The sequence below is a fragment of the Streptomyces sp. KMM 9044 genome, assembly GCF_024701375.2.
GTDB lineage: Bacteria > Actinomycetota > Actinomycetes > Streptomycetales > Streptomycetaceae > Streptomyces.
In genome coordinates this window covers 5,169,909-5,190,084 of sequence record NZ_CP113910.1, presented here as the reverse complement: position 1 = coordinate 5,190,084, position 20,176 = coordinate 5,169,909, and the positions used below count along the sequence as shown (strand labels likewise).

Sequence of the window (20,176 nt, the reverse complement as noted above, 5' to 3'; positions counted from 1 at the left end):
GTCACGGCCCCGCGTAGAAGACGTAGGAGACGCGGTCGGCGACCGGGGCGGGGACGGTCACCTTCTCACCGGCGGACCGGCGGGCGACCTGGCTCAGGGCTTCGGGGTCCACCTCGGTCTGGTCGAGGACGACGCGGACGGCGTGCTCGACGGGCAGGAACCGGTTGGGCACCACCGAGCAGGTGCGGTAGGCGGCGAACGGGTCCGCCCGGGGGTCGAGCCGGATCAGCGGGGGCAGTTCGTCCCAGTCCTCGGGGAAGCCGTCGGCGGTGTGCGGCTGGGGCGTCAGGACAGCCTCGCCCTCGGTGCGCAGCAGCCCGAGACGGGCGAGCTGCCACACCGCGGCGAGGAAGGGGCAGGACCAGGTGCGCTGTCCGTCGGGTGCGTCGCTCCAGAGTTCGACGTCGAGGAAGACGGAGTGGCGGCGGGCCGCGGTCTCCCTGGGCGGCTGCCAGGCGGCTGCCCTCTTCATCGCCTGCGGGGCACGCGCGGCGGGGCTGCGCTCGCCGTTGGCCAGCCAGCCGGTCTGCGCGGCCGGCGGGCGCAGGCCGTAGCTGCCGGGCGGTGGCTCCTCGACGATGCGGCCGGCCACCGCCTCCGCGACCGGTACTTTGCCGGCGACGGCGCAGCCGGACTCGCGGGCCAGGTAGTCGACGGCCAGCCCGGCCCGTTCCGCCTCCGCCAGCAGCAGCGGAACGAGTTCGGCGGGACTGGAGAACCGGGTGAAGTAGTCGTCGATGAGGAAGCAGGTGCTGATCCGGGGGCGTTTTCCGCCCGTCTGCGCGGCCGCCGCGGCCCGCGCCGCGTCCGCCCAGGGCCGTACCTGTGCGAAGTGCCGCCGCAGGTGCTGCGGACCGGCCTCGAAGTCCTCCATGTAGAGGTGGCCCAGCTCCAGGGAGAGGTGGGACAGCGGCAGCGCCTGGGTGCGCGGTTCGGCGGTGGTCTCGCGGAACACTGCGTCCGTCACGGCCGCCCCCAGCAGGAGTCGTCGGTCAGGCGTCGCGCGATCTCCTCCAGCGCCTCGAGCGTCTCCTTGTTGGCGATCTGGGTGGAGAACACGTCCTCTTCGGTGATCAGCTGCTCGCGCCACTGCAGGACGGGTTCCAGCGGTACGGCGCCGAGGACCACGCTGTCGCCGACGAGGTGGTCCGAGGCGAGCCGGCGCAGGGCTTCGTCGCAGGAATCCATCCAGGCGATCTGGGCGAGAGACCTCTGGGCCCACATGGGCGAGTCGGGGTCGGGCACCGCGGCCCGTACGAACCGGACGGCGCCCCGCAGGGCCTGCTCGTCGTGCCCGCGGTCGACGCCGCCCCTGATGATGCCGTGTTCCTTGTGGACCAGCCCGGCGGCGGCGATCACGTGCTGCCGGGTCCAGCGGTGGAAGACGAGCCAGCGGAAGGGCACGTAACGCATCCGGGGGTGGGCGGTCGCCGCCAGGACCATGTCCACGGCGTAGCTGCGGCCGGCGCTGAGGTCCACCACAGTCAGGTCGAACTCGCCGTTCAGCCGGAGCAGGAGGTCGACACACCGGTCGAGGGTCTCCTCGCCGGTGACGAACTCGCCACCGCCGGCGTCGCCGGGGAACAGGGCCAGGCGGCCGGACTGGTTCGGCCGGGCGTGCAGCAGGGGGTGCTCGGTCTGCCGCCAGACGTCGATCCTGGCCGGTTCCGCGACCTCGCCCTCCAGGTAGGAGTGCAGGCCCCGCTCCGCGACGCCGCGCATCGCGCCCGGTACGTCGAAGACGGCGGCGGCCGTGGGCGAGCCGAAGTCGAAGTCCACGTACGCCACGTGGTCACCGGTGAGAGCGCGCTGATAGGCCAGGTTGGCGCTGGTGACCGAACGGCCCGTGCCTCCCTTGTCGGAGGCGGCGAAGACGAGCACGGCTCACATCTCCTCTGCGGCGGCACCGCGGGCCTGGGCCAGGGTGTCGAGCTCCCGGAGCACCGGCAGGGCGAGTGCGAACGCGGTGGCGGGACGCTCGTCGACCAGGTCGCGGGCGTGGTCCAGACGGTTCTCGATGCTCCGCATGGCCCGCCCCCGGCCGCCGTCGACGGTGGCGGAGGTCTCCAGCTGCTCCTTGCCGAACAGGTGGGTGGCCTCGCTGAGCAGTTCGCGGGCCAGCTCGGCGAGTTCGGGGCTGCGGATGGGCTCCTGCTCGTACAGGCCGCGGGCGGCGACCAGGCACTCGGTGATGCGTTCGGTGATGCTCCAGGAGAGGCGCCGGCCGACGGCCGCGTCCGGGAAGACGGCTGCCGCGTTGTCCCAGAGGCCGGCTCCGTCGCCGTCCTCGATCCTCCGGCTCCACAGGTGTTCGAACGCCTGCTCGCCCAGGCGGATCAGGCGGTCCTGTGCCGCGATGTTCCGGGAGAGTGCCGCGAGCTGGATGATCCGCTTGAGCAGCTGTGCGGAGAAGTCCGTCATCCGCCACTCCAGCGGCGCACCGGACCGCCCGGACCCGGCGAGCGGCATGGTGACCCCCGGGTGGTGCAGCCCGACGGTGGGGTCGTCCCTGGTCATCCGGCTGGTGACGCGGCCCCGGTCGGCGAGGCGTTCCATGATGGCGACGGTGCGGGTGAGGTCGTCGTCGGTCGCCCTGCGGCGGATCAGGTCGTGGACGAGGATCGCCGCCACGGTGAGGGAGAAGTACTCCGACTCCAGCCGCAGACCGGTGGTCTGCCAGGGGAGGTCCTCCAGGGGCCAGCGCTCGGTGCCGAAGCGGGCGATGGCCGACCAGTACTGCTGGCTGAGTTCCCAGCGCAGGCGTAACGCCTCGGCGAGCTTCTGCTGGTCGGCGTCGAGCAGTCCCAGGGTGAGGGTGCGCTCGGAGAACAGGTCCTGGATGCCGTCCAGGGCGACGACGGTGAAGTACACGTAGGGCAGCCGGTCGGCGATGCCGTCGGGCTGGCCGTTGACCGGGACGTCCAGGTCGACGACGGCCGGCGCGTCCTTCACCACTCCCCAGGCCCAGCCGCACTCGAAGAGCTGGCTCTCGTCGCGGATGCTCTCGTCGACCTCGATGCCGCGGCTGAGACTTTCGATGATCGTGGCGCGCAGCGGGCGGAACCGGCGGGAGAAGTGCTGGAGCACGGCCCGGTCGGACTGCTGGTTCTGCCCGATGACCTGGATCAGCCGTCGGCCCTGCTCGGACTCGGCGTCGAAGACGTTCACGGTGAAGGAGCGCAACAGGCTGACCATCGCCGCGGTCAGCCGGGTGTTGGTGGCGTCTCTCAGTTCCCCGAGCGACCTGCGCACCTCGGGCCGGGTGGTGTTCTCCTCGTAGACCTTGAGGAACCCCAGGGTGGCCAGGCACAGCGTGACGGACATGGAGTAGGCGTCGACGATGCCCAACTGGGTCTGTTCATAGGTGAGTTCCTGCTTCGGGTCGGCAGGCCTGAAGTAGTGCCCGCCGGAGAAGGTGGGACTGTCGTCCGGTCCGGTGTGGGTGCGCATGAACTGGGACAGGACGGTGATCAGGTTGGGCGGGATCTCCAGCCTGCTGCCGACCCGCTCCAGCGCGCGCAGGACGTCCCGCTCGGTGGTGTCCGGTTGGTCGAGGCGGAACGCGGGGACCTCGGTGGCGGGATACAGCAGGCAGAGCAGCCGCTCGGCGTCCGCGACGGAACTCAGCCCGTCGGTGTCCCCCCAGACGAGCTTTCCGTCGTCGAACAAATGACGGGCCGCGGCCCGCCAGATGTCCAGCAGATGCTGCCGTGGCTTGATCTGCATCCCCGCACCCCTCGTACAGACCTGGTTGCCCTGTGTTCGGACATCGTCCCCGCTCCTAGGGGACGGCAATCTCCGGATTGCGCCGTCCCAGGGCAAGGATGATTCCCTCGTGACCCGCCCGCACCATGTGATGCAGATCGTGAATCACCAGCTCGGAAGTGAAGGGCTCCAGGCTCTCCCGGACCCGGTCCTCGTTCACCCGGCAGGCCGGATAACGGTGTTCGCCGACCTGGTAACCGACCGACTCCTTCATGAACGCGGCGGCGAAGGGAGCTCCCTCGGTCAGCGCGTCCATGAAGCACCGTACGCCCCGCCTGAATTCGTCGGGGCACTCGGACATCGAGTCCGCGACGAAGAACATCGTGCCGATGTCCCAGCGCCGCTGTCCGTCGAGGTCGAGCAGGCTGGCCCGCTCCACGCGGACGATCTCGCCGAACCGGCCCTTCGGTTCGACGGCGGCGTACGCGGGAGCCTCGTTCAGCTCGTTCCAGAACGCGTCCCAGGCCTCGTCGTAACCCTTGGGGGACGTCTGCCGCTCCAGGTACTCGACGTTCGGCTGCGCGTACTCGAGCAGGGTGATCTTCTCGCACCACGGGAGCATGGCCAGGCCCGGATAGAGGTTCGCGCCCGCGCCGACGTCGACACCTCGCATCGGGTCCGGGACACCGCCGGCGAAGCACCTGCTGAAGTGGTCGCGCATCAACCGCACGATCAGCAGATCGACTTCGAGCGGAGTTCGGTAGTTGAGGTCGACGTAGGCCTCGGGATCGAACTGCGCCCACGGCGCGTCGGCGTTGCGATCCATCATCACCCTGTCGTGTTCCCTGTCCCGTCAGTACCGGACAAAACCCTGCGCTCCGTATGCCTGCCCTCACGGACATCGGCAGGTGGAGCACGGTCTGCCGGTACTCGCACGGTAAACCGGTGCAGAACACCTGGAGAGCCGGTAATCCGGCCGACCCTGGACGAAGAGGCGCACGACAGGCGCACGTCAGCACTTCGCCGACAAACCTCAACTCGCTCTTGCTCTCAGCGAGTTGGACGCTCACTGTAGCGAGTTGAAGTAACCGGCCGCCACCGGGGCCCTCGTCACCCATGAGTGAGCCTCCGCAGGGGCGCCGGTGTTGACGGCTGTGCGTTCGTACGCCGTCCGCATGTCCGCACATCCCGACCGTTCCGTACGTCCCGACTGGGGGTGGCATGACCGCCGAACCGCTGGAGCACGCCCTGGACCGCCGCGGGTTCCTCGGGGAACCGGACCTCTTCCCCGACCCGCGGCCCCTGGTCCTGCGGCCGGCGCGGGAGTCCGACCTGTCCGAGCTCCGGCGGCTCGACGAGGCGGTCTTCCAGGAGGTCGCGTACCCCGCGTTCCTGTTCCGCCAGCTCTACGACATGTACGCCGAGCACCTCCTGGTCCTCGACGACGGCGAGGGACGCCTGCGCGGCTACGTCCTGGCCGCGACCACGGCACTCAACCGGGAGAGCTGGATCCTCGGTCTGTGCGTGGACGAGGAGCGCCGCCGCCACGGACTGGGCCGGGAGCTGATGGTGGAGGTCCTGGCGCGGCTGCGCGAGAGCGGCATCACACAGGTCCGTCTGACAGTGGAACCCGCCAACCGCGCGGCCATCCTGCTCTACCGGTCCCTGGGCTTTCGCCCCGAGCAACCCGACGCCGGGCCGCGCCGGGACTACTTCGGCCCCGGCCAGGACCGCCTGATCATGCACCTCGGACTCACCGGTTTCCACTGAGCCGAGCCCGGCCCGGGCGGTCAGGACGGCGTCCGGGCCACCGTCAGCAGGCGGGTCACGTCCGTCGCGCAGATGGCGAGGGCGGCGCCGATGGTGGACAGGGTGTCGCGTTCGGCGGGGGTGTAGGGGCCGTCTGCGAGGGCGATGCGGGCACCCTGGAGGAAGATCGATTCGCGGCCGGGAGCGGCGAGGTGCGGGGCCAGCGGGTCGAGGGCTTCGTGCAGCTCGATGGCGAGGCCCGCCGCACAGGGCTCGCCGGTGAAGCGGCCGGTGTCGGCGGCCAGCGCCTCCACGAGGGCCGCCAGCTGGTCCTGGGTGCAGTCGTCGATACCGGCCGCGCGGACGACGGTCACGGCGGTCTCCAGTGAGGCGCGCGCGCAGGCGCCGCCCGCGGCCAGTACCGCGAGGGCGACGGTGTGCACGGCGTCGCGGAGCATCGCGGAGAAGCGGGTGGTGGTGGGGTGGTCCAGGACGTCGGTGCCGAAGTGGCGGCGGCAGGCGGCGCATTCGACGACCGGCCCGGTCGTGCCGCGGGGCACGACGGGCACACCGAGGAGGGCGAAGCGGCGCTGTCCGGTCAGCCGCCGGTAGTTGCGGTCGCCGCCGCAGCCGGGGCAGAAGAACTCGCCGTCACCGACGGCCGTCCACGCGGTCCGGGTGCCCAGCAGGCGCGAAAGTCTGGCGACAACGGCACGGCCGTCGGGTCCCCGTCCTGGCAGCACGTCGCACCTCCACATCGCCCCGGCTCCGTCGCCGCGCCCCCGTGATGTTAGCCACATCGGTGAGGCCGAGTCAGCACCCCGGACGAGACCTTTCCGTGATCTCCACGGGATTTGGCCGGTAACCGACGGGGCCCCGCCCGCCGGACACGGCGGGCGGGGCCCCGTCGAACCCCTCGAAGCGGCTGTTCAGCGGGCCGCCCGGTTGACGGCCGAGACGACCGCCTTCAGCGAGGCGCGGGTGGTGTTCGCGTCGATTCCGATACCCCACAGCACCTTGTCGCCGACGGCGCACTCGATGTACGAGGCGGCCTGCGCGGAGGCGCCCTCGCTCATCGTGTGCTCCTGGTAGTCGAGCAGGCGTACGTCGATGCCGAGGGACTGCAGCGCCTCGAAGAACGCGGAGATCGGGCCGTTGCCGGTGCCGGTCAGCACGGTGTCGACGCCGTCGACGGCGGCCTCGACGGTGAGCGTGTCGACGCCGTCCCGGTCGGTGGTGGACTGGCCGTTCTTGACCTGGACGCGACCCCAGGGGTTGTCCGGGTTGGGCAGGTACTCGTCCTGGAACACCGACCAGATGTCGGCCGGTGTGACCTCGCCGCCCTCGGCGTCCGTCTTGGCCTGGATGATCTTCGAGAACTCGATCTGCATCCGGCGGGGCAGGTCCAGCTTGTGGCCGTTCTTCAGGACGTAGGCGATACCGCCCTTGCCGGACTGCGAGTTGACGCGGATGACGGCCTCGTAGGAGCGGCCGACGTCCTTGGGGTCGATGGGCAGGTACGGCACCGCCCACTCGATGTCGTCGACGGTGACGCCCCCGGCCTCCGCGTCGGCCTCCATGGCGTCGAAGCCCTTGTTGATGGCGTCCTGGTGGGAGCCGGAGAAGGACGTGTAGACCAGGTCGCCCACGTACGGGTGGCGCGGGTGGACCTCCATCTGGTTGCAGTACTCCCACGTACGACGGATCTCGTCGATGTCGGAGAAGTCGATCTGCGGGTCGACGCCCTGGGAGAACAGGTTCATGCCCAGGGTGACCAGGTCGACGTTGCCGGTGCGCTCGCCCTGCCCGAACAGGCAGCCCTCGACGCGGTCGGCGCCGGCCATCAGGGACAGCTCGGCGGCGGCCACGGCCGTACCGCGGTCGTTGTGCGGATGGACGGAGAGGCAGACGTGCTCGCGGCGGGACAGGTGGCGGCCCATCCACTCGAAGCGGTCGGCGTGCGTGGACGGCGTGGAACGCTCCACCGTGGCGGGCAGGTTGAGGATGATCTCGCGGCCCGGACCCGGCTGATGGACGTCCATCACCGCCTCGCAGACCTCCAGCGCGAAGTCCAGCTCGGTGTCGGTGAAGATCTCGGGGCTGTACTGGTAGCCGAAGTGCGTCTCGGGGCCCAGCAGCTTCTCCGCGTACTCCACGACCAGCCGGGTGCCGTCGACGGCGATCTGCTTGATCTCGTCCTTGGAGCCGCGGAAGACGACCCGGCGGAAGACCGGCGCGGTCGCGTTGTACAGGTGCACGGTGGCGCGGTGGGCGCCCTTCAGGGACTCCACCGTCCGCTCGATCAGGTCCTCGCGGGCCTGGGTCAGGACGGAGATCGTGACGTCCTCGGGGATGGCGTCCGGGTCCTCGATGATGGAGCGCACGAAGTCGAAGTCGGTCTGGCCGGAGGCCGGGAAGCCGACTTCGATCTCCTTGTAGCCCATGGTGACCAGCAGGTCGAACATCGCGCGCTTGCGGGCGGGCGACATGGGGTCGATCAGGGACTGGTTGCCGTCGCGCAGGTCGGTGGAGAGCCAGCGGGGGGCGGTGGTGATCCGTTTCTCGGGCCAGGTGCGGTCGGGGAGGTCGACCTGCTCGTAACGGCCGTACTTGTGGATCGGCATGGGGCTGGACTGCTGGCGGTTCGCCATGGTGCGTGGGCTCCTCGATGGTCCGCGGTCATCCGGTGGGATCCGGAAGGGACGGCCGACGGCGCAGCGCCGAACTCCGCGGGGAGGGGGTCGGCCTCGACTACAGGCCCTCGCCGCGGCAGCTAAGGAGAAGCAGCCCGAAACGCATGATGCTCCGGAGCCTAACCGAGACGCACCGCCGCGCGAGGTTCCGTATCAGTATGCGGGACCAGAGGGAGGAAGGGGACAAAAAGTGCCGTATACCACTCGGAGGGTCCCGACGCGGGGATTGGCGACACATTTCATCCATCGCGGTCGAGGATGCGGTTGCCAACCGTGACAACACCGTGACGCAGTGCGAAGGTGCGGGCATGACGACCCACGGTGGCTTCGAGCCCGTCTTCTGCACCATCGTCCCGCCGCACGTCCTGGACCAGCTCGCGCAGGCCGACGACCCCGCGCTGGCCGACCCCGCCCGCCGCACCCTCCAGCGCGACGCCTACGAGCGCACCCAGCGCCGCCTGACCACGGTGATCGGCGCCGCGGCCGTCGCGCCCCTCGCCGGGGCCGAACCGGGCAAGCCGCACCGGACGATCCACGACGCCCGGCACCGCACCGCGCTGCCCGGGGCGAAGGTCCGCGAGGAGGGCGACGAGCCCGGCAAGGACGCCACCGTCAACCGCGCCCACGCGGGCCTCGGCGCCACTTTCGAGCTGTTCCTCAAGGCCTTCTCCCGCGACTCGATCGACGGCTTCGGCCTGCCGCTGGTCGCGACCGTGCACTACGACCGCGACTACAACAACGCGTTCTGGAACGGCGACCAAATGGTCTTCGGCGACGGGGACGGGGAGATCTTCCTCGACTTCACGATCCCCGTCGACGTCATCGGCCACGAGCTCGCGCACGGCGTCACGCAGCACACCGCCAACCTCGACTACTTCGGTCAGTCCGGCGCGCTCAACGAGTCGGTGTCGGACGTCTTCGGCGCCCTCATCAAGCAGTACACGCTGGGCCAGACCACCGCCGAGGCCGACTGGCTGATCGGCGCCGGGCTGCTCGCCCCGCGGGTGACGGGGGTGGCGCTGCGTTCGATGAAGGCGCCGGGCACGGCGTACGACGACGACGTCCTCGGCAGGGACCCGCAGCCCGCGACGATGGACGACTACGTGCGCACCGGCCGGGACAACGGCGGCGTCCACATCAACTCCGGGATCCCCAACCACGCCTTCTACCGGGCGGCGACCGCCCTCGGGGGCAACGCGTGGGAGCGGGCGGGGCAGGTCTGGTACGACGTGCTGACCGGCGGCGAGCTGGAGCAGGACGCGCAGTTCACGGACTTCGCGACGCTCACGGTGAAGGCGGCGCGGGAGCGGTTCGGCGAGGGCGAGGAACTGCTGGCGGTGTCGAAGGCGTGGGAGCGGGTGGGGGTGCCGACGCGGTAGCGGCGGTGGCAGCGGTGTGGGCGTCACGTCCGTTCTCGTACTAGACAGGGACCCATGCGTATTCAGGTGCGGCGTACGGGCGGCTTCGCGGGGATCGAGCGGCAGGCCGAGGTGGACACCTCGGGCCGGGCCGACGCCGCCGACTGGCACGCCCTGGCCGAGCGGGCCCTGACCGCCGGCCGGGGCACACCTTCGGCCGGGGTCCCGGACGGCTTCAGCTATCGGATCACGGTGGACGGGCGGTCGGTGTACTGCGCCGACCCCCGGCTGACCGAGGAACAGCGCGCGCTGATCAGCAGAGTGCTCAAGGAGGGCGCGTAATCGCCGCTCTGCGCAACCTCCTTCGGCTGCAAGGGCGTTGACTTCTCCCACGGCCGGTGCGAATGATCCACCCCATGGCGACGACGAACCCGGTCCCCCTCTTCCCGGACGGCTTCCTGTGGGGCGTGTCGACCTCGGCGCACCAGATCGAGGGCGCGGTGGACGCACGCGAGCCGTCCGTGTGGGACGTGTTCACGTCCGAGCCGGGCCGGGTGCGGGACGGTTCCACGGCGGTGGTGGCCTGCGACCACGTGCACCGGCACCGCGAGGACGTGGCGCTGTTGTCCGGCCTGGGCGTGGACGCGTACCGCTTCTCCGTCTCCTGGCCCCGGGTGCGTGCGCGAGGCGGCCTTGATTTCTACGACCGTCTGGTCGACGACCTGTGCGCTGCGGGCGTACGGCCGGTACCGACACTGTTCCACTGGGACCTGCCGGCCGGTCTGGACTGGCTGGATCGGAGCACCGCTGAGCGGTTCGCGGAGTACGTGTCCGAGGTCGCCGGGCGTCTCGGCGACCGTGTGAAGCGCTGGATCACCCTCAACGAGCCTGCCGAACACACCCTGCTCGGGCATGCGTTGGGCATCCACGCGCCCGGACGGAAACTGCTCTTCGGCGCGTTGCCGGTGGCGCACCACCAACTCCTCGCACACGGGCTGGCGGTACGCGCCCTGCGCGCGGCCGGCGCCGGTGATATCGGCATCGCCAACTCCCACGGCCCGACCTGGCCGGCCTCCCCCGACCCGGCGGACGTGGCGGCGGCGGACTTCTACGACACGCTCCTGAACCGCCTGTTCGCCGACCCCGTGCTGCTCGGCCGTTACCCGGACGGCCTCGGCGACCTGATGCCGGGCGACGTCGGAGCGGACCTGCGGATCATCACGGAGCCGGTCGACTGGTACGGCGTCAACTACTACGCGCCGACCCGTGTGGGCGCCCCGCAGGGTACGGAGATCGACTTCGGCGGTGTCCGGATGCCCGCCGAACTCCCCTTCTCCGTAAGGGAGATAGAAGGATACCCGGTGACCGATTCCGGCTGGCCGGTGGTTCCCGAGGCCTTGACCGAGCTCCTCACCGGCTTCCGCGACCGCTACGGCGACCGGCTCCCCCCGGTCGTCATCACCGAAAACGGCTGCTCCTACGGGGGCATCGACGACCAGGCCCGCATCGCGTATCTCGACGGCCACCTCCGCGCCCTGCACCGGGCGCTGGAGGCGGGCGTGGACGTACGCGGCTACTTCGTGTGGTCCCTGATGGACAACTTCGAGTGGGCGGAGGGCTACGCCCGCCGCTTCGGCCTGGTCCACGTGGACTTCGAGACCCAGCGGCGCACACCGAAGGCGTCGTACGGCTGGCTGCGCGAGGTGCTGCGCGAACAGCACCGGGGCCGGCCGGTCCGCACCTGAGGCACCGGAGCTCTCGCAGGCACCTGGCTTCGCGTCAGAAGCCCAGGCGGCGCAGCTGCTTCGGGCCGCGCTGCCAGTCCCTGGCGACCTCGACGTGGCAGCCGAGACCACATCGACATGCGGCCACCGCCGCACGGCAGGATCCCCGGACACCGCCCCGAACCGCCTCAGAAGCCCAGGCGGCGCAGCTGCTTCGGGTCGCGCTGCCAGTCCCTGGCGACCTCGACGTGGCAGCCGAGACCACATCGACATGCGGCCACCGCCGCACGGCAGGATCCCCGGACACCGCCCCGAACCGCCTCAGAAGCCCAGGCGGCGCAGCTGCTTCGGGTCGCGCTGCCAGTCCCTGGCGACCTCGACGTGGCAGCCGAGACCACATCGACATGCGGCCACCGCCGCACGGCAGGATCCCCGGACACCGCCCCGAACCGCCTCAGAAGCCCAGGCGGCGCAGCTGCTTCGGGTCGCGCTGCCAGTCCTTGGCGACCTTGACGTGGAGGTCGAGGAAGACGGGAGTGCCGAGCAGTGCCTCGATCTGCTTGCGGGACTTGATGCCGACGTCCTTCAGGCGCTTGCCCTTGGGGCCGATGACGATGCCCTTCTGGCTGGTGCGCTCGATGTAGAGGTTGGCGTGGATGTCGAGGAGGGGCTTGTCGGCGGGGCGGTCCTCGCGGGGCAGCATTTCCTCCACGACCACGGCGATGGAGTGCGGCAGCTCGTCGCGGACGCCTTCCAGGGCGGCCTCGCGGATCAGCTCGGCCACCATGACCATCTCGGGTTCGTCGGTCAGGTCGCCCTCGGGGTAGAGGGCGGGGCCCTCGGGCATCAGCGGAATGAGGAGGTCGGCCAGCAGGTCGACCTGTTGGTTCGCGGTCGCCGACACCGGGACGATCTCCGCCCATTCGATCCCGAGCTCCTTGCCGAGCTGGTCGACGGCGATCAGCTGCTCGGCCAGCGCCTTGCCGTCCACCAGGTCGGTCTTGGTGATGATGGCGATCTTCGGGGTCTTCCTGATCCCGGCCAGTTCCTTGGCGATGAAGCGGTCGCCGGGGCCGAGCTTCTGGTCCGCGGGAATGCAGAAGCCGATCGCGTCGACCTCGGCCCAGGTGGTGCGGACCACGTCGTTCAGCCGCTCGCCGAGCAGGGTGCGCGGCTTGTGCAGGCCGGGGGTGTCGACGAGGATCAGCTGCGCGTCGGGGCGGTGGACGATGCCGCGCACGGTGTGCCGGGTCGTCTGCGGCCGGTTGGAGGTGATCGCCACCTTCTGCCCGACCAGAGCGTTCGTGAGGGTGGACTTGCCCGCGTTGGGGCGGCCCACGAAGCAGGCGAAGCCGGCCCGGTGGACTGCTTCGGCGGGCTGCTCGGATGACTGGGTACGAACGCTCATGCCGCCCATTCTCCCTGATCCCCGGAGCCCCGCCGTACCACCCGCCCTCGACGTGCCCCGGAGGGCCGGGCACCCCGTGAGATGTCCGGCCCGGGAAAACGGGAGCGAGCAGACAGCGATCGGGCAGCGGCCGGGTGGGGCCCGCGCGGGATCAGTCGAAGACGAACGGGCCCGGTGACTGCGGCCCCTCCGCCGTGCACGTGATGGTGATGAAGCCGAACACGGTCATCCGCAGCGAACCCCCGTACGCCTCCAGACTGTCGCCGGAGGCCACGGTGCCGCCGAGCGGTCCGACGGAGAGGGAGTCGCCGGCCGCCATGGCCGGGTTCTTCTTGCCGGCGAACCTCACGGTCCCCCCGTTGTCGTTCACCAGCGTGAGAGTGGAGTTGATGGAGTTCTGGCCGAGGGCGACAGGCGCGGTGAACGCGGAGGTGCTGAGGGTGAGGGTGGCGGCCGAGCCGTTCTGGGTCGCCGTGAGGGTGGCCTCACCGCCGCCGAAGCTTCCGCAGTCGGCGGTGATCGTCGCCGACCCGGGGGCGACTGCGGCGGCGGACGGGGCGAAGGCGAGCCCGCAGACCGCGAGCGCTCCCGCGACCAGTGACGCGCCTGTTCCGATTCGTGTGCCTCTCATGGAATCCGGTTCCCTTTCCGTGGGGGGGAAGCGCCCGGCAGGTGAGAGCGGTCGTCACGCTGCGCGAGCCGGGGACCGACGGACCGTGCCTGACGGGCCGTCGGAACAACGGTTCCATTGATGCGGGGGAGGCAGAGGACGGCAAGGTTGAATTCCGGCCCATTTACCGCCGGTAACGCCCAGGGTCTGCCCGGCATGATCCGCCGGACGGGCCCTGAAGACTCGGGCTCGTTCCGGGAGTACTGGAGCAGGTCAGCCCGCGGTCGACGCCTCCCGGACCGTCCCGTCCGGGCCGGCCAGGAACACCGGGGTCCTGGAGCCGCCGAGGTCCCGCACCGCCGCGCGGTCCGCCTCCGGCACCGCACCGGCGTCCGTCACCACGGCCGCCGCCTCCAGCGACTTCGCCCCGGACGCCACCGCCATCGCCACCGCCGTCTGCAGGGCGGTCAGCCTCAGGGAGTCCAGGTCCACGGTTCCGGCGACATAGGTCCGGCCGTTCTCGTCCCGTACGGCGGCCCCCTCGGGAACACCGTTGCGGGCCCGCGCGGAGCGGGCCAGGGTGACGATCTTGAGGTCCTCGGGGTCGAGCGCGCTGCTGTCGGTCATGGCCCCGAGCATACGGAGCGCGGCCCGGGGACGTGCCCCGGGGCCGCTTGCGGCGCCGGGGCACGGGACCGCCGGGGCTCCCCCCGCCGCGGGACCGCGCCTCACGCGTGGTCGAGGCGGAGGCGTTCGGCGCGGGGGAGGCCGGCGACGACCAGGTCGTAGGAGTCCTCGACCAGTTCCCGGACCAGCCGGTCCGGGAGTCCGCCGTCGGCGGTCACCGTGTTCCAGTGCCTCTTGTTCATGTGCCAGCCGGGGACGATCAGCCCGGGGTGCTCGGCACGGAGCCTGACCGCGTCGTCCGGGTCGCGCTTGAGGGTGGCCGTCAGGGGCCGCGCGTCCAGGTTCGTCAGGGCGAAGAGCTTGCCCCCGACCTTGGAGACCGAGGTTTCCGGGTCGAACGGGAAGTCCTTTACGGCCGCGTCGAAGGAGAGGCAGAAGGCGCGCAGCTGTGCCGGGGTCACGCCGACGGCTCCCCTGCCCGCTCGCCCCTCTCCTGCGCCTCGTCCCGGGACGGGTCGGTCGGTTCCCCCGGGTCGCCGGGGGCGACCGGCTCCACCAGCACGGTGACGATCTTGTTCCGGCGGCCGGCCGCGGCCTCCGCCGTCAGCCGCAGCCGGCTCTCATCGGGGAGTTCGACCACCGCGGACGCGCCCGCGATCGGTACCCGGCCGAGCATCTTGGCGAGCAGTCCGCCGACGGTCTCCACGTCCTCGTCGTCGTACTCCTCCAGGCCGTACAGTTCGCCGAGGTCGGTGATGTCGAGGCGGGCGGTGACCCGGTAGCGCTCCTCTCCCAGTTCCTCGACCGGCGCGATCTCACGGTCGTACTCGTCGGTGATCTCGCCGACGATCTCCTCGAGGATGTCCTCGATGGTGACGATGCCGGCGGTGCCGCCGTACTCGTCGATGACGACGGCGACGTGGTTGCGTTCCTTCTGCATCTCGCGCAGCAGGTCACCGGCGTTCTTGGTGTCGGGCACGAAGTACGCGGGCCGCATCGCCGTGGACACCAGCGCGCTCTCCGCGTCCCGGCTGATGTGCGTCTTGCGGGCCAGGTCCTTCAGGTACACGACGCCGACGACGTCGTCCTCGCTCTCACCGGTCACCGGCATCCGGGAGAAACCGGAACGCAGGGCGAGGGTGAGGGTCTGCCGGACGGTCTTGTAGCGCTCGATCATCACCAGGTCGGTGCGCGGGACCATGACCTCGCGGACCAGGGTGTCGCCCAGCTCGAAGACGGAGTGCACCATGCGACGCTCCTCGTCCTCGATCAGCGACTCCTGTTCGGCGAGGTCGACCAGCGCGCGCAGCTCCGCCTCGGAGGCGAAGGGGCCGCGCCTGAAGCCCTTGCCGGGGGTGAACGCGTTGCCGATGAGGATCAGCAGGTTCGGGATCGGGCCCATGATCCTGGCCAGCGGCAGCAGGACGTACGCCGCCGCCGTGGCCGTGTTCATGGGGTGCTGGCGGCCGATGGTGCGCGGGGAGACACCGACGGCGACGTAGGAGACGAGAACCATGACCGCGATGGCGATCAGCAGGGCCTCGGCGGTGCCGTCGAACGCGCGCAGACAGGCGTAGGTGACCAGCGCGGCGGCGGCCATCTCGCAGCCGACGCGGACCAGCAGGGCCACGTTGAGGTAGCGGGTCGGGTCGGCCGCGAGCTTCGCGAGCCCGGCACTGCCCCGGCGGCCGGAGCGCACGGCCTCCTCGGCGCGGAAGGTGGAGATCCGGGCGATGCCCGCCTCCGCGCAGGCGAACAGCCAGGCGACGACGGTCAGGGCGATCGCGCCCAGCACGAGTTGCGGGCTCATGACACGGTCGGGGCGGGGGACGGGCCGGTGATGCCCTTCTCCGCGCGCCAGCCGTCGACGATGGCGGCCTGCAGGCCGAACATCTCGGCCTTCTCGTCGGGCTCCTCATGGTCGTAACCCAGCAGGTGCAGCACACCGTGGACGGTGAGCAGCTGGAGCTCCTCGTCCATGGTGTGCCGCGTCGGCGCCTCGGCGCCCTGCCTGGCGGCGACCTCGGGGCACAGCACGATGTCGCCGAGCAGCCCCTGCGGGGGCTCGGCCTCGTCCTTCGCGGGCGGCCGCAGTTCGTCCATCGGGAACGACATGACGTCCGTCGGTCCCGGCAGGTCCATCCACTGGATGTGGAGCTCCTCCATCGCGGCGGCGTCCACCACGATCACCGAGAGTTCGGAGAGCGGGTGGATGCGCATCCGCGCGAGCGCGTAGCGGGCGATGTCGAGGACCGCCTGCTCGTCGACCTCGGTTCCGGACTCGTTGTTGACGTCGATCGACATCTGCTGCTCGGTCTACTTCCCCTTGTGCCCGGACCCGCCCCGGCCGCTCTTGTGCGTGCCGTGCTCGGTGCCGTGCTCGCTGTCGTACTGCTCGTACGCGTCGACGATACGGCCCACCAGCCGGTGGCGTACGACGTCGTGCGACGACAGCCGGGAGAAGTGCACGTCCTCGACGCCCTCCAGGATGTCCTGCACCTGCCGCAGCCCGGACTTGGTGCCGCTCGGCAGGTCGACCTGGGTGACGTCACCCGTGATGACGATCTTCGAGTCGAACCCGAGCCGGGTGAGGAACATCTTCATCTGCTCGGCGCTGGTGTTCTGCGCCTCGTCCAGGATGATGAAGGCGTCGTTGAGCGTCCGGCCCCGCATGTACGCCAGCGGCGCGACCTCGATGGTCCCGGCCGCCATCAGGCGGGGGATGGAGTCGGGGTCGAGCATGTCGTGCAGGGCGTCGTAGAGCGGGCGCAGGTACGGGTCGATCTTCTCGTAGAGGGTGCCGGGCAGGAAGCCCAGGCGCTCTCCGGCCTCGACCGCGGGGCGGGTCAGGATGATGCGGTTGACCTGCTTGGACTGCAGGGCCTGCACCGCCTTGGCCATGGCGAGATAGGTCTTGCCGGTACCGGCGGGGCCTATGCCGAAGACGATGGTGTGCTTGTCGATCGCGTCCACGTAGCGCTTCTGGTTGAGCGTCTTGGGGCGGATCGTGCGGCCGCGCGAGGACAGGATGTTCTGCGTGAGCACCTGGGCCGGGGTCTCCCGGCCGTCGCCGTCGCCGTCCTCGGTCGTCCTGAGCATCGCGATCGAGCGTTCCACCGCGTCCTCCGTCATCGGCTGTCCGGTGCGGAGCACCAGCATCATCTCGTCGAACAGGCGCGAGACGAGGGCGACCTCCGTGGCGTCGCCGGCCGCGCTGATCTCATTGCCCCGGACGTGGATGTCGGCCCCCGGGAAGGCCTTCTCGATCACGCGGAGGAGGGAGTCGCCGGACCCCAGCACGGTCACCATGGGGTGCTTGGCCGGGACGGTGAGCTGAACTCTCGCCTGCTCCTGCGCGGAGGTGCGATCTGTGGGTGTCTGAGTCATGGGCCGGCTCTGAAGGCCTGCGGTTCCTCCTCGTCAGGGCCGCGCAACTGAGGGCGGCCTCCCGACTTCCAGGGTACGACGCGGGAGTGACAACTCCGTAGGCCTTTTCACAGCGGGGTGGTTGCGGACGGGTGGGGACGGGGTGACGGCTGCCCCTCACCGGCGGACCGGGGAAGGGCGGGGGCGGGTCAGGCCGACCGGCCGAAGCCGATGGTCGGGACCGCCCGGCGCAGGGGCCAGGGGCGGATCAGGTCGTCGGGGACCAGGTCCGCGAGGAACGCGTAGCGCCTCAGCGGGGCCGGGTCCTGGGCCCGTACGGACTGGACCTCGCGCCACCAGGCGGCGATCTCCGACCAGCCGGGCGCCGACAGGGAGCCGCCGAACTCCTGGACGGACAGGGCCGCGGTCAGACCGGCGAAGGCGAGGCGGTCGGCGAGCGGCCAGCCGGCCAGGCTGCCGGTGACGAAGCCCGCGACGAAGACGTCCCCGGCGCCGGTCGGGTCGAGAACCTCGACGGCGATGGCCGGCACCTCGGCGCTCTCACCGGTCCGCCGGTCCACCGCGTACGCCCCGTCCGCGCCGAGGGTGACGACGGCGACCGGCACCTGGTCGGTGAGGGCGTGCGCGGCGGCGCGGGGGCAGTCGGTGCCGGTGTAGCGCATGGCCTCCTGTGCGTTCGGCAGGAAGGCCTCGCAGTGCCGCAGGTCGGGCAGCGCGGCCAGGTCCCAGGCGCCGGTGTCGTCCCAGCCGACGTCGCCGAAGACACGGGTGCCCCGCGCCGCGGCGCGGGCGATCCAGGAGTCGCTGCGGCCCGGGGTGAGGGAGGCGACGGCGGCCCGCGCGCGGGGCGGGCAGGGCGGCAGGTCCGCGCCGGGCGGGAGCCTCTTGCGGGCGGCGGGGTCGGACGGGCGGGAGGGCTGCTCCGGGGGCGGCTCGTGACCGTGGGAGATCATCGTGCGCTCCCCCTCGTACGCCATGGAGACCGTGACCGGGGAGTGCCAGCCGGGCACGGTGCGCGACGGGGAGAGGTCAATGGCCTCGCCCTTTTCCAGGGCGTCCCAGCAGTAGTCCCCGTAGTGGTCGTCGCCGAAGGCGGCCGCGAGGGAGGTGCGCAGGCCGAGACGGGCCAGGGCGGTGGCCATGTTGGCGACGCCGCCGGGGCTCGATCCCATCCCGCGCGCCCAGGACTCGGTCCCGCGCACCGGGGCGGAGTCGAGCCCGGTGAAGATGATGTCGAGGAAGACGGTGCCGGTGAGGTAGACGTCCCAGGGCGGGTCGCCCGGCGCGCGCAGCGCGGCGAGCGGGTCGACATGGGGCACGCAGGACGATCCCGGGCGGACGGCGGCGGCCCGGGGCGCGCTGTCCGGGGCGCCCCGGTCGGCACCCCCGGTGCCGCCCTCGGTGGTTCCCTCTCCGGCTGACGCGGCCGACGCGGTGGACGCCCTCACGTTGCGCTCCCTGGCCTGGTGTGGTTCTGGCCAGTGTGCACCACGCCACCGACAACGCGCCGCCCGTCGCGCCGGAGCCGCCCCCGCCCGGGGCCCGGTGTGCCGCCGGGCCTCTCACCAGCGGGGCACCGCCGGGGTGGCCCAGTCGGGATCCGCGGCCCGCATGGCCGCCGCGTCGTCGCGGTCCCGGAGCGCGCCGTCGTCCTCCAGCCACCGCCGGTGCAGCGCGGCGAGCCGGTCGCGGTCGAGGGTGACGCCGAGGCCGGGCGCGTCGGACACCCGCACGGCACCGTCCTCGAAGGTGAGGCGCTCGGTGAGGACGTCCTCGGACTGCCACGGGTAGTGGGAGTCGCAGGCGTGGCGCAGGCCCGGGACGGTGGACGCGACATGCGTCATCGCGGCGAGGCTGATCCCGAGGTGGGTGTTGGAGTGCATGGAGACGCCCACGCCGAAGGCGCGGCAGACGGCGGCGAGGTGCAGCGTGTTGCGCAGTCCGCCCCAGTAGTGGTGGTCGGAGAGGACCACCTGGACGGCGTTCGTCGTGAACGCCTCCTTGATCTCGGGGAAGGTCGTGACGCACATGTTGGTGGCGAGCGGCACGCCGGTGCGGGCGGCGACCTCGGCCATGGCGGGGGTGCCGAGCACCGGGTCCTCCAGGTACTCCAGGAGTCCGCCGACCTCCTCGGCCACCTTGACCGAGGTCTCGACGGACCAGGCGCCGTTGGGGTCGAGCCGCAGCGGGTGGCCGGGGAAGGCCTCGGCGAGGGCGCGGACGGCGGCGGTCTCCTCCCCGGGCGGGAAGACGCCGCCCTTGAGCTTGAAGGAGCCGAATCCGTACCGCTCCTTGAAGGCGCGGGCCTGCGCGACGACGCCGGCCGGGTCCAGGGCGGCACCCCAGTCGTCCTTCCCGGCCGGGACGCCCTCGGGGTGGCCGGCCCATTTGTAGAAGAGGTACGCGCTGTACTCCACGGTGTCGCGGAGCTTGCCGCCGAGCAGTGCGTGCACGGGCAGGCCGAGGGTCTTGCCGAGGGCGTCGAGGCAGGCGACCTCGAAGGCGGAGGCGATGGACAGCCGCAGCTTGTCGGCGGTCTGCACGCCGCGCAGCCCGCCGACGTCGACGGCGTTCTCGACCCGGGCGGCCTCGACGGCGACGTCGTCCAGGAGCGCGAACAGCCCGTTCACATCCGTGACCTTTCGGCCTGTGAGCTGCTCGGCGAAGGGCCGGGCCGGTTCGAGGTACTTGGTGTCGCCGTAGGTCTCCCCCACCCCGGTGGTCCCGTCCGCCGTGACGACCTCGACGATCAGCCGGGGCGCGTACGGCTGGTGGACGCCCTGCGTGTTCAGCAGCGGCGGGTCGGCGACCAGGATCGGCGTGAGCCGTACCTCGGTGACGGTCAGGTCGCGGGCGGTCGGCGCGGCGGGCACGGTCTGTGCGGTCACGGGGCGGCTCCTACGGGGTCCAGGCCG

General features: G+C 71.3%; 19 protein-coding genes. 4 read left to right on the top strand and 15 right to left on the bottom strand.

The window, feature by feature from the left end; genetic code table 11:
* Position 1 precedes the first annotated feature (1 nt).
* Genes HUV60_RS23335 through HUV60_RS23320 form a run of 4 tightly spaced genes read right to left on the bottom strand, consistent with a single transcriptional unit; the run spans position 2 to position 4,534 of the window.
* The gene (locus tag HUV60_RS23335; protein ID WP_257849177.1) at positions 2-967 is read right to left on the bottom strand and encodes an SCO2522 family protein; all 966 of its coding nucleotides are present in this window, start codon (positions 965-967) and stop codon (positions 2-4) included.
* The gene (locus HUV60_RS23330) at positions 964-1,881 is read right to left on the bottom strand and encodes an SCO2523 family variant P-loop protein (RefSeq protein ID WP_257849176.1); all 918 of its coding nucleotides are present in this window, start codon (positions 1,879-1,881) and stop codon (positions 964-966) included. Before HUV60_RS23330 ends, HUV60_RS23335 begins: the two co-directional genes overlap by 4 nt.
* A gap of 3 nt (positions 1,882-1,884) precedes the next feature.
* Entirely contained in the window at positions 1,885-3,726 is a 1,842-nt protein-coding gene (locus tag HUV60_RS23325) for an SCO2524 family protein (RefSeq protein WP_257849175.1), read from the bottom strand.
* 55 nt (positions 3,727-3,781) lie between these two features.
* Positions 3,782-4,534, bottom strand: a complete 753-nt coding sequence (locus HUV60_RS23320; protein ID WP_257849174.1) for an SCO2525 family SAM-dependent methyltransferase — start codon at positions 4,532-4,534, stop codon at positions 3,782-3,784.
* A gap of 392 nt (positions 4,535-4,926) precedes the next feature.
* On the opposite strand from HUV60_RS23320, the gene HUV60_RS23315 reads away from it, so the two are divergent.
* A complete protein-coding gene (locus HUV60_RS23315) occupies positions 4,927-5,475 on the top strand; it encodes a GNAT family N-acetyltransferase (protein ID WP_257849173.1) in 549 nt (182 codons plus the stop codon).
* Between the two features lie 20 nt (positions 5,476-5,495).
* On the opposite strand, the gene HUV60_RS23310 is transcribed toward HUV60_RS23315, so the two are convergent.
* Complete coding sequence (locus HUV60_RS23310; protein WP_257849172.1) at positions 5,496-6,197, bottom strand: TerB family tellurite resistance protein; 702 nt, start codon at positions 6,195-6,197, stop codon at positions 5,496-5,498.
* A 186-nt stretch (positions 6,198-6,383) separates the two neighbouring features.
* Complete coding sequence (gene leuA, locus HUV60_RS23305) at positions 6,384-8,105, bottom strand: 2-isopropylmalate synthase (protein ID WP_257849171.1); 1,722 nt, start codon at positions 8,103-8,105, stop codon at positions 6,384-6,386.
* Positions 8,106-8,455: 350 nt separating this feature from the next.
* Between leuA and HUV60_RS23300 the strand changes: the two genes are divergently transcribed.
* The 3 genes from HUV60_RS23300 (at position 8,456) to HUV60_RS23290 (ending at position 11,250) form a co-directional block, all read left to right on the top strand.
* Positions 8,456-9,526 (top strand): M4 family metallopeptidase, encoded by a 1,071-nt coding sequence (locus tag HUV60_RS23300; RefSeq protein ID WP_257849170.1) that lies wholly within the window; start codon positions 8,456-8,458, stop codon positions 9,524-9,526.
* A 54-nt stretch (positions 9,527-9,580) separates the two neighbouring features.
* The gene (locus tag HUV60_RS23295) at positions 9,581-9,847 is read left to right on the top strand and encodes a protealysin inhibitor emfourin (protein WP_257849169.1); all 267 of its coding nucleotides are present in this window, start codon (positions 9,581-9,583) and stop codon (positions 9,845-9,847) included.
* Positions 9,848-9,921: 74 nt separating this feature from the next.
* Positions 9,922-11,250: a GH1 family beta-glucosidase gene (locus tag HUV60_RS23290; protein ID WP_257849168.1), complete on the top strand. Its 1,329-nt coding sequence runs from the start codon at positions 9,922-9,924 to the stop codon at positions 11,248-11,250.
* A gap of 433 nt (positions 11,251-11,683) precedes the next feature.
* Here the strand turns inward: HUV60_RS23290 and era are convergent, their stop codons facing one another.
* From era to HUV60_RS23245, 9 genes are all read right to left on the bottom strand, one after another.
* The gene (gene era / locus HUV60_RS23285; protein WP_257849167.1) at positions 11,684-12,637 is read right to left on the bottom strand and encodes a GTPase Era; all 954 of its coding nucleotides are present in this window, start codon (positions 12,635-12,637) and stop codon (positions 11,684-11,686) included.
* Between the two features lie 151 nt (positions 12,638-12,788).
* Positions 12,789-13,268 carry a hypothetical protein gene (locus HUV60_RS23280; RefSeq protein ID WP_257849166.1) on the bottom strand — a complete coding sequence of 160 codons (480 nt, stop codon included), beginning with the start codon at positions 13,266-13,268 and terminating at the stop codon, positions 12,789-12,791.
* A 252-nt stretch (positions 13,269-13,520) separates the two neighbouring features.
* Positions 13,521-13,874: a cytidine deaminase gene (locus HUV60_RS23275; protein ID WP_257849165.1), complete on the bottom strand. Its 354-nt coding sequence runs from the start codon at positions 13,872-13,874 to the stop codon at positions 13,521-13,523.
* 101 nt (positions 13,875-13,975) lie between these two features.
* On the bottom strand, positions 13,976-14,335 hold the full coding sequence (locus tag HUV60_RS23270) for an MmcQ/YjbR family DNA-binding protein (RefSeq protein ID WP_257849164.1): 360 nt from the start codon (positions 14,333-14,335) through the stop codon (positions 13,976-13,978).
* On the bottom strand, positions 14,332-15,684 hold the full coding sequence (locus HUV60_RS23265) for a hemolysin family protein (protein ID WP_257849163.1): 1,353 nt from the start codon (positions 15,682-15,684) through the stop codon (positions 14,332-14,334). The genes HUV60_RS23270 and HUV60_RS23265 overlap by 4 nt, the downstream gene beginning before the upstream one ends.
* Positions 15,681-16,178, bottom strand: coding sequence for an rRNA maturation RNase YbeY (gene ybeY / locus HUV60_RS23260; protein ID WP_257849162.1), 498 nt, complete (start codon positions 16,176-16,178; stop codon positions 15,681-15,683). Before ybeY ends, HUV60_RS23265 begins: the two co-directional genes overlap by 4 nt.
* A gap of 12 nt (positions 16,179-16,190) precedes the next feature.
* Positions 16,191-17,261 carry a PhoH family protein gene (locus tag HUV60_RS23255; RefSeq protein WP_257849161.1) on the bottom strand — a complete coding sequence of 357 codons (1,071 nt, stop codon included), beginning with the start codon at positions 17,259-17,261 and terminating at the stop codon, positions 16,191-16,193.
* Positions 17,262-17,449: 188 nt separating this feature from the next.
* On the bottom strand, positions 17,450-18,709 hold the full coding sequence (locus HUV60_RS23250; RefSeq protein WP_443047388.1) for a carbohydrate kinase family protein: 1,260 nt from the start codon (positions 18,707-18,709) through the stop codon (positions 17,450-17,452).
* 114 nt (positions 18,710-18,823) lie between these two features.
* Complete coding sequence (locus tag HUV60_RS23245; protein ID WP_257849160.1) at positions 18,824-20,149, bottom strand: glucarate dehydratase family protein; 1,326 nt, start codon at positions 20,147-20,149, stop codon at positions 18,824-18,826.
* Between the last annotated feature and the right edge of the window lie 27 nt (positions 20,150-20,176).

Excerpts from the sequence above, each read along its gene's own strand:
- HUV60_RS23325 (WP_257849175.1), bottom strand. The coding sequence starts at position 3,726 with ATGCAGATCAAGCCACGGCAGCATCTGCTGGACATCTGGCGGGCCGCG.
- HUV60_RS23320 (WP_257849174.1), bottom strand. The coding sequence starts at position 4,534 with ATGATGGATCGCAACGCCGACGCGCCGTGGGCGCAGTTCGATCCCGAG.
- HUV60_RS23315 (WP_257849173.1), top strand. The coding sequence starts at position 4,927 with ATGACCGCCGAACCGCTGGAGCACGCCCTGGACCGCCGCGGGTTCCTC.
- leuA (WP_257849171.1), bottom strand. The coding sequence starts at position 8,105 with ATGGCGAACCGCCAGCAGTCCAGCCCCATGCCGATCCACAAGTACGGC.
- HUV60_RS23300 (WP_257849170.1), top strand. The coding sequence starts at position 8,456 with ATGACGACCCACGGTGGCTTCGAGCCCGTCTTCTGCACCATCGTCCCG.
- HUV60_RS23295 (WP_257849169.1), top strand. The coding sequence starts at position 9,581 with ATGCGTATTCAGGTGCGGCGTACGGGCGGCTTCGCGGGGATCGAGCGG.
- HUV60_RS23290 (WP_257849168.1), top strand. The coding sequence starts at position 9,922 with ATGGCGACGACGAACCCGGTCCCCCTCTTCCCGGACGGCTTCCTGTGG.
- era (WP_257849167.1), bottom strand. The coding sequence starts at position 12,637 with ATGAGCGTTCGTACCCAGTCATCCGAGCAGCCCGCCGAAGCAGTCCAC.
- HUV60_RS23280 (WP_257849166.1), bottom strand. The coding sequence starts at position 13,268 with ATGAGAGGCACACGAATCGGAACAGGCGCGTCACTGGTCGCGGGAGCG.
- HUV60_RS23275 (WP_257849165.1), bottom strand. The coding sequence starts at position 13,874 with ATGACCGACAGCAGCGCGCTCGACCCCGAGGACCTCAAGATCGTCACC.
- HUV60_RS23265 (WP_257849163.1), bottom strand. The coding sequence starts at position 15,684 with ATGAGCCCGCAACTCGTGCTGGGCGCGATCGCCCTGACCGTCGTCGCC.
- ybeY (WP_257849162.1), bottom strand. The coding sequence starts at position 16,178 with ATGTCGATCGACGTCAACAACGAGTCCGGAACCGAGGTCGACGAGCAG.
- HUV60_RS23255 (WP_257849161.1), bottom strand. The coding sequence starts at position 17,261 with ATGACTCAGACACCCACAGATCGCACCTCCGCGCAGGAGCAGGCGAGA.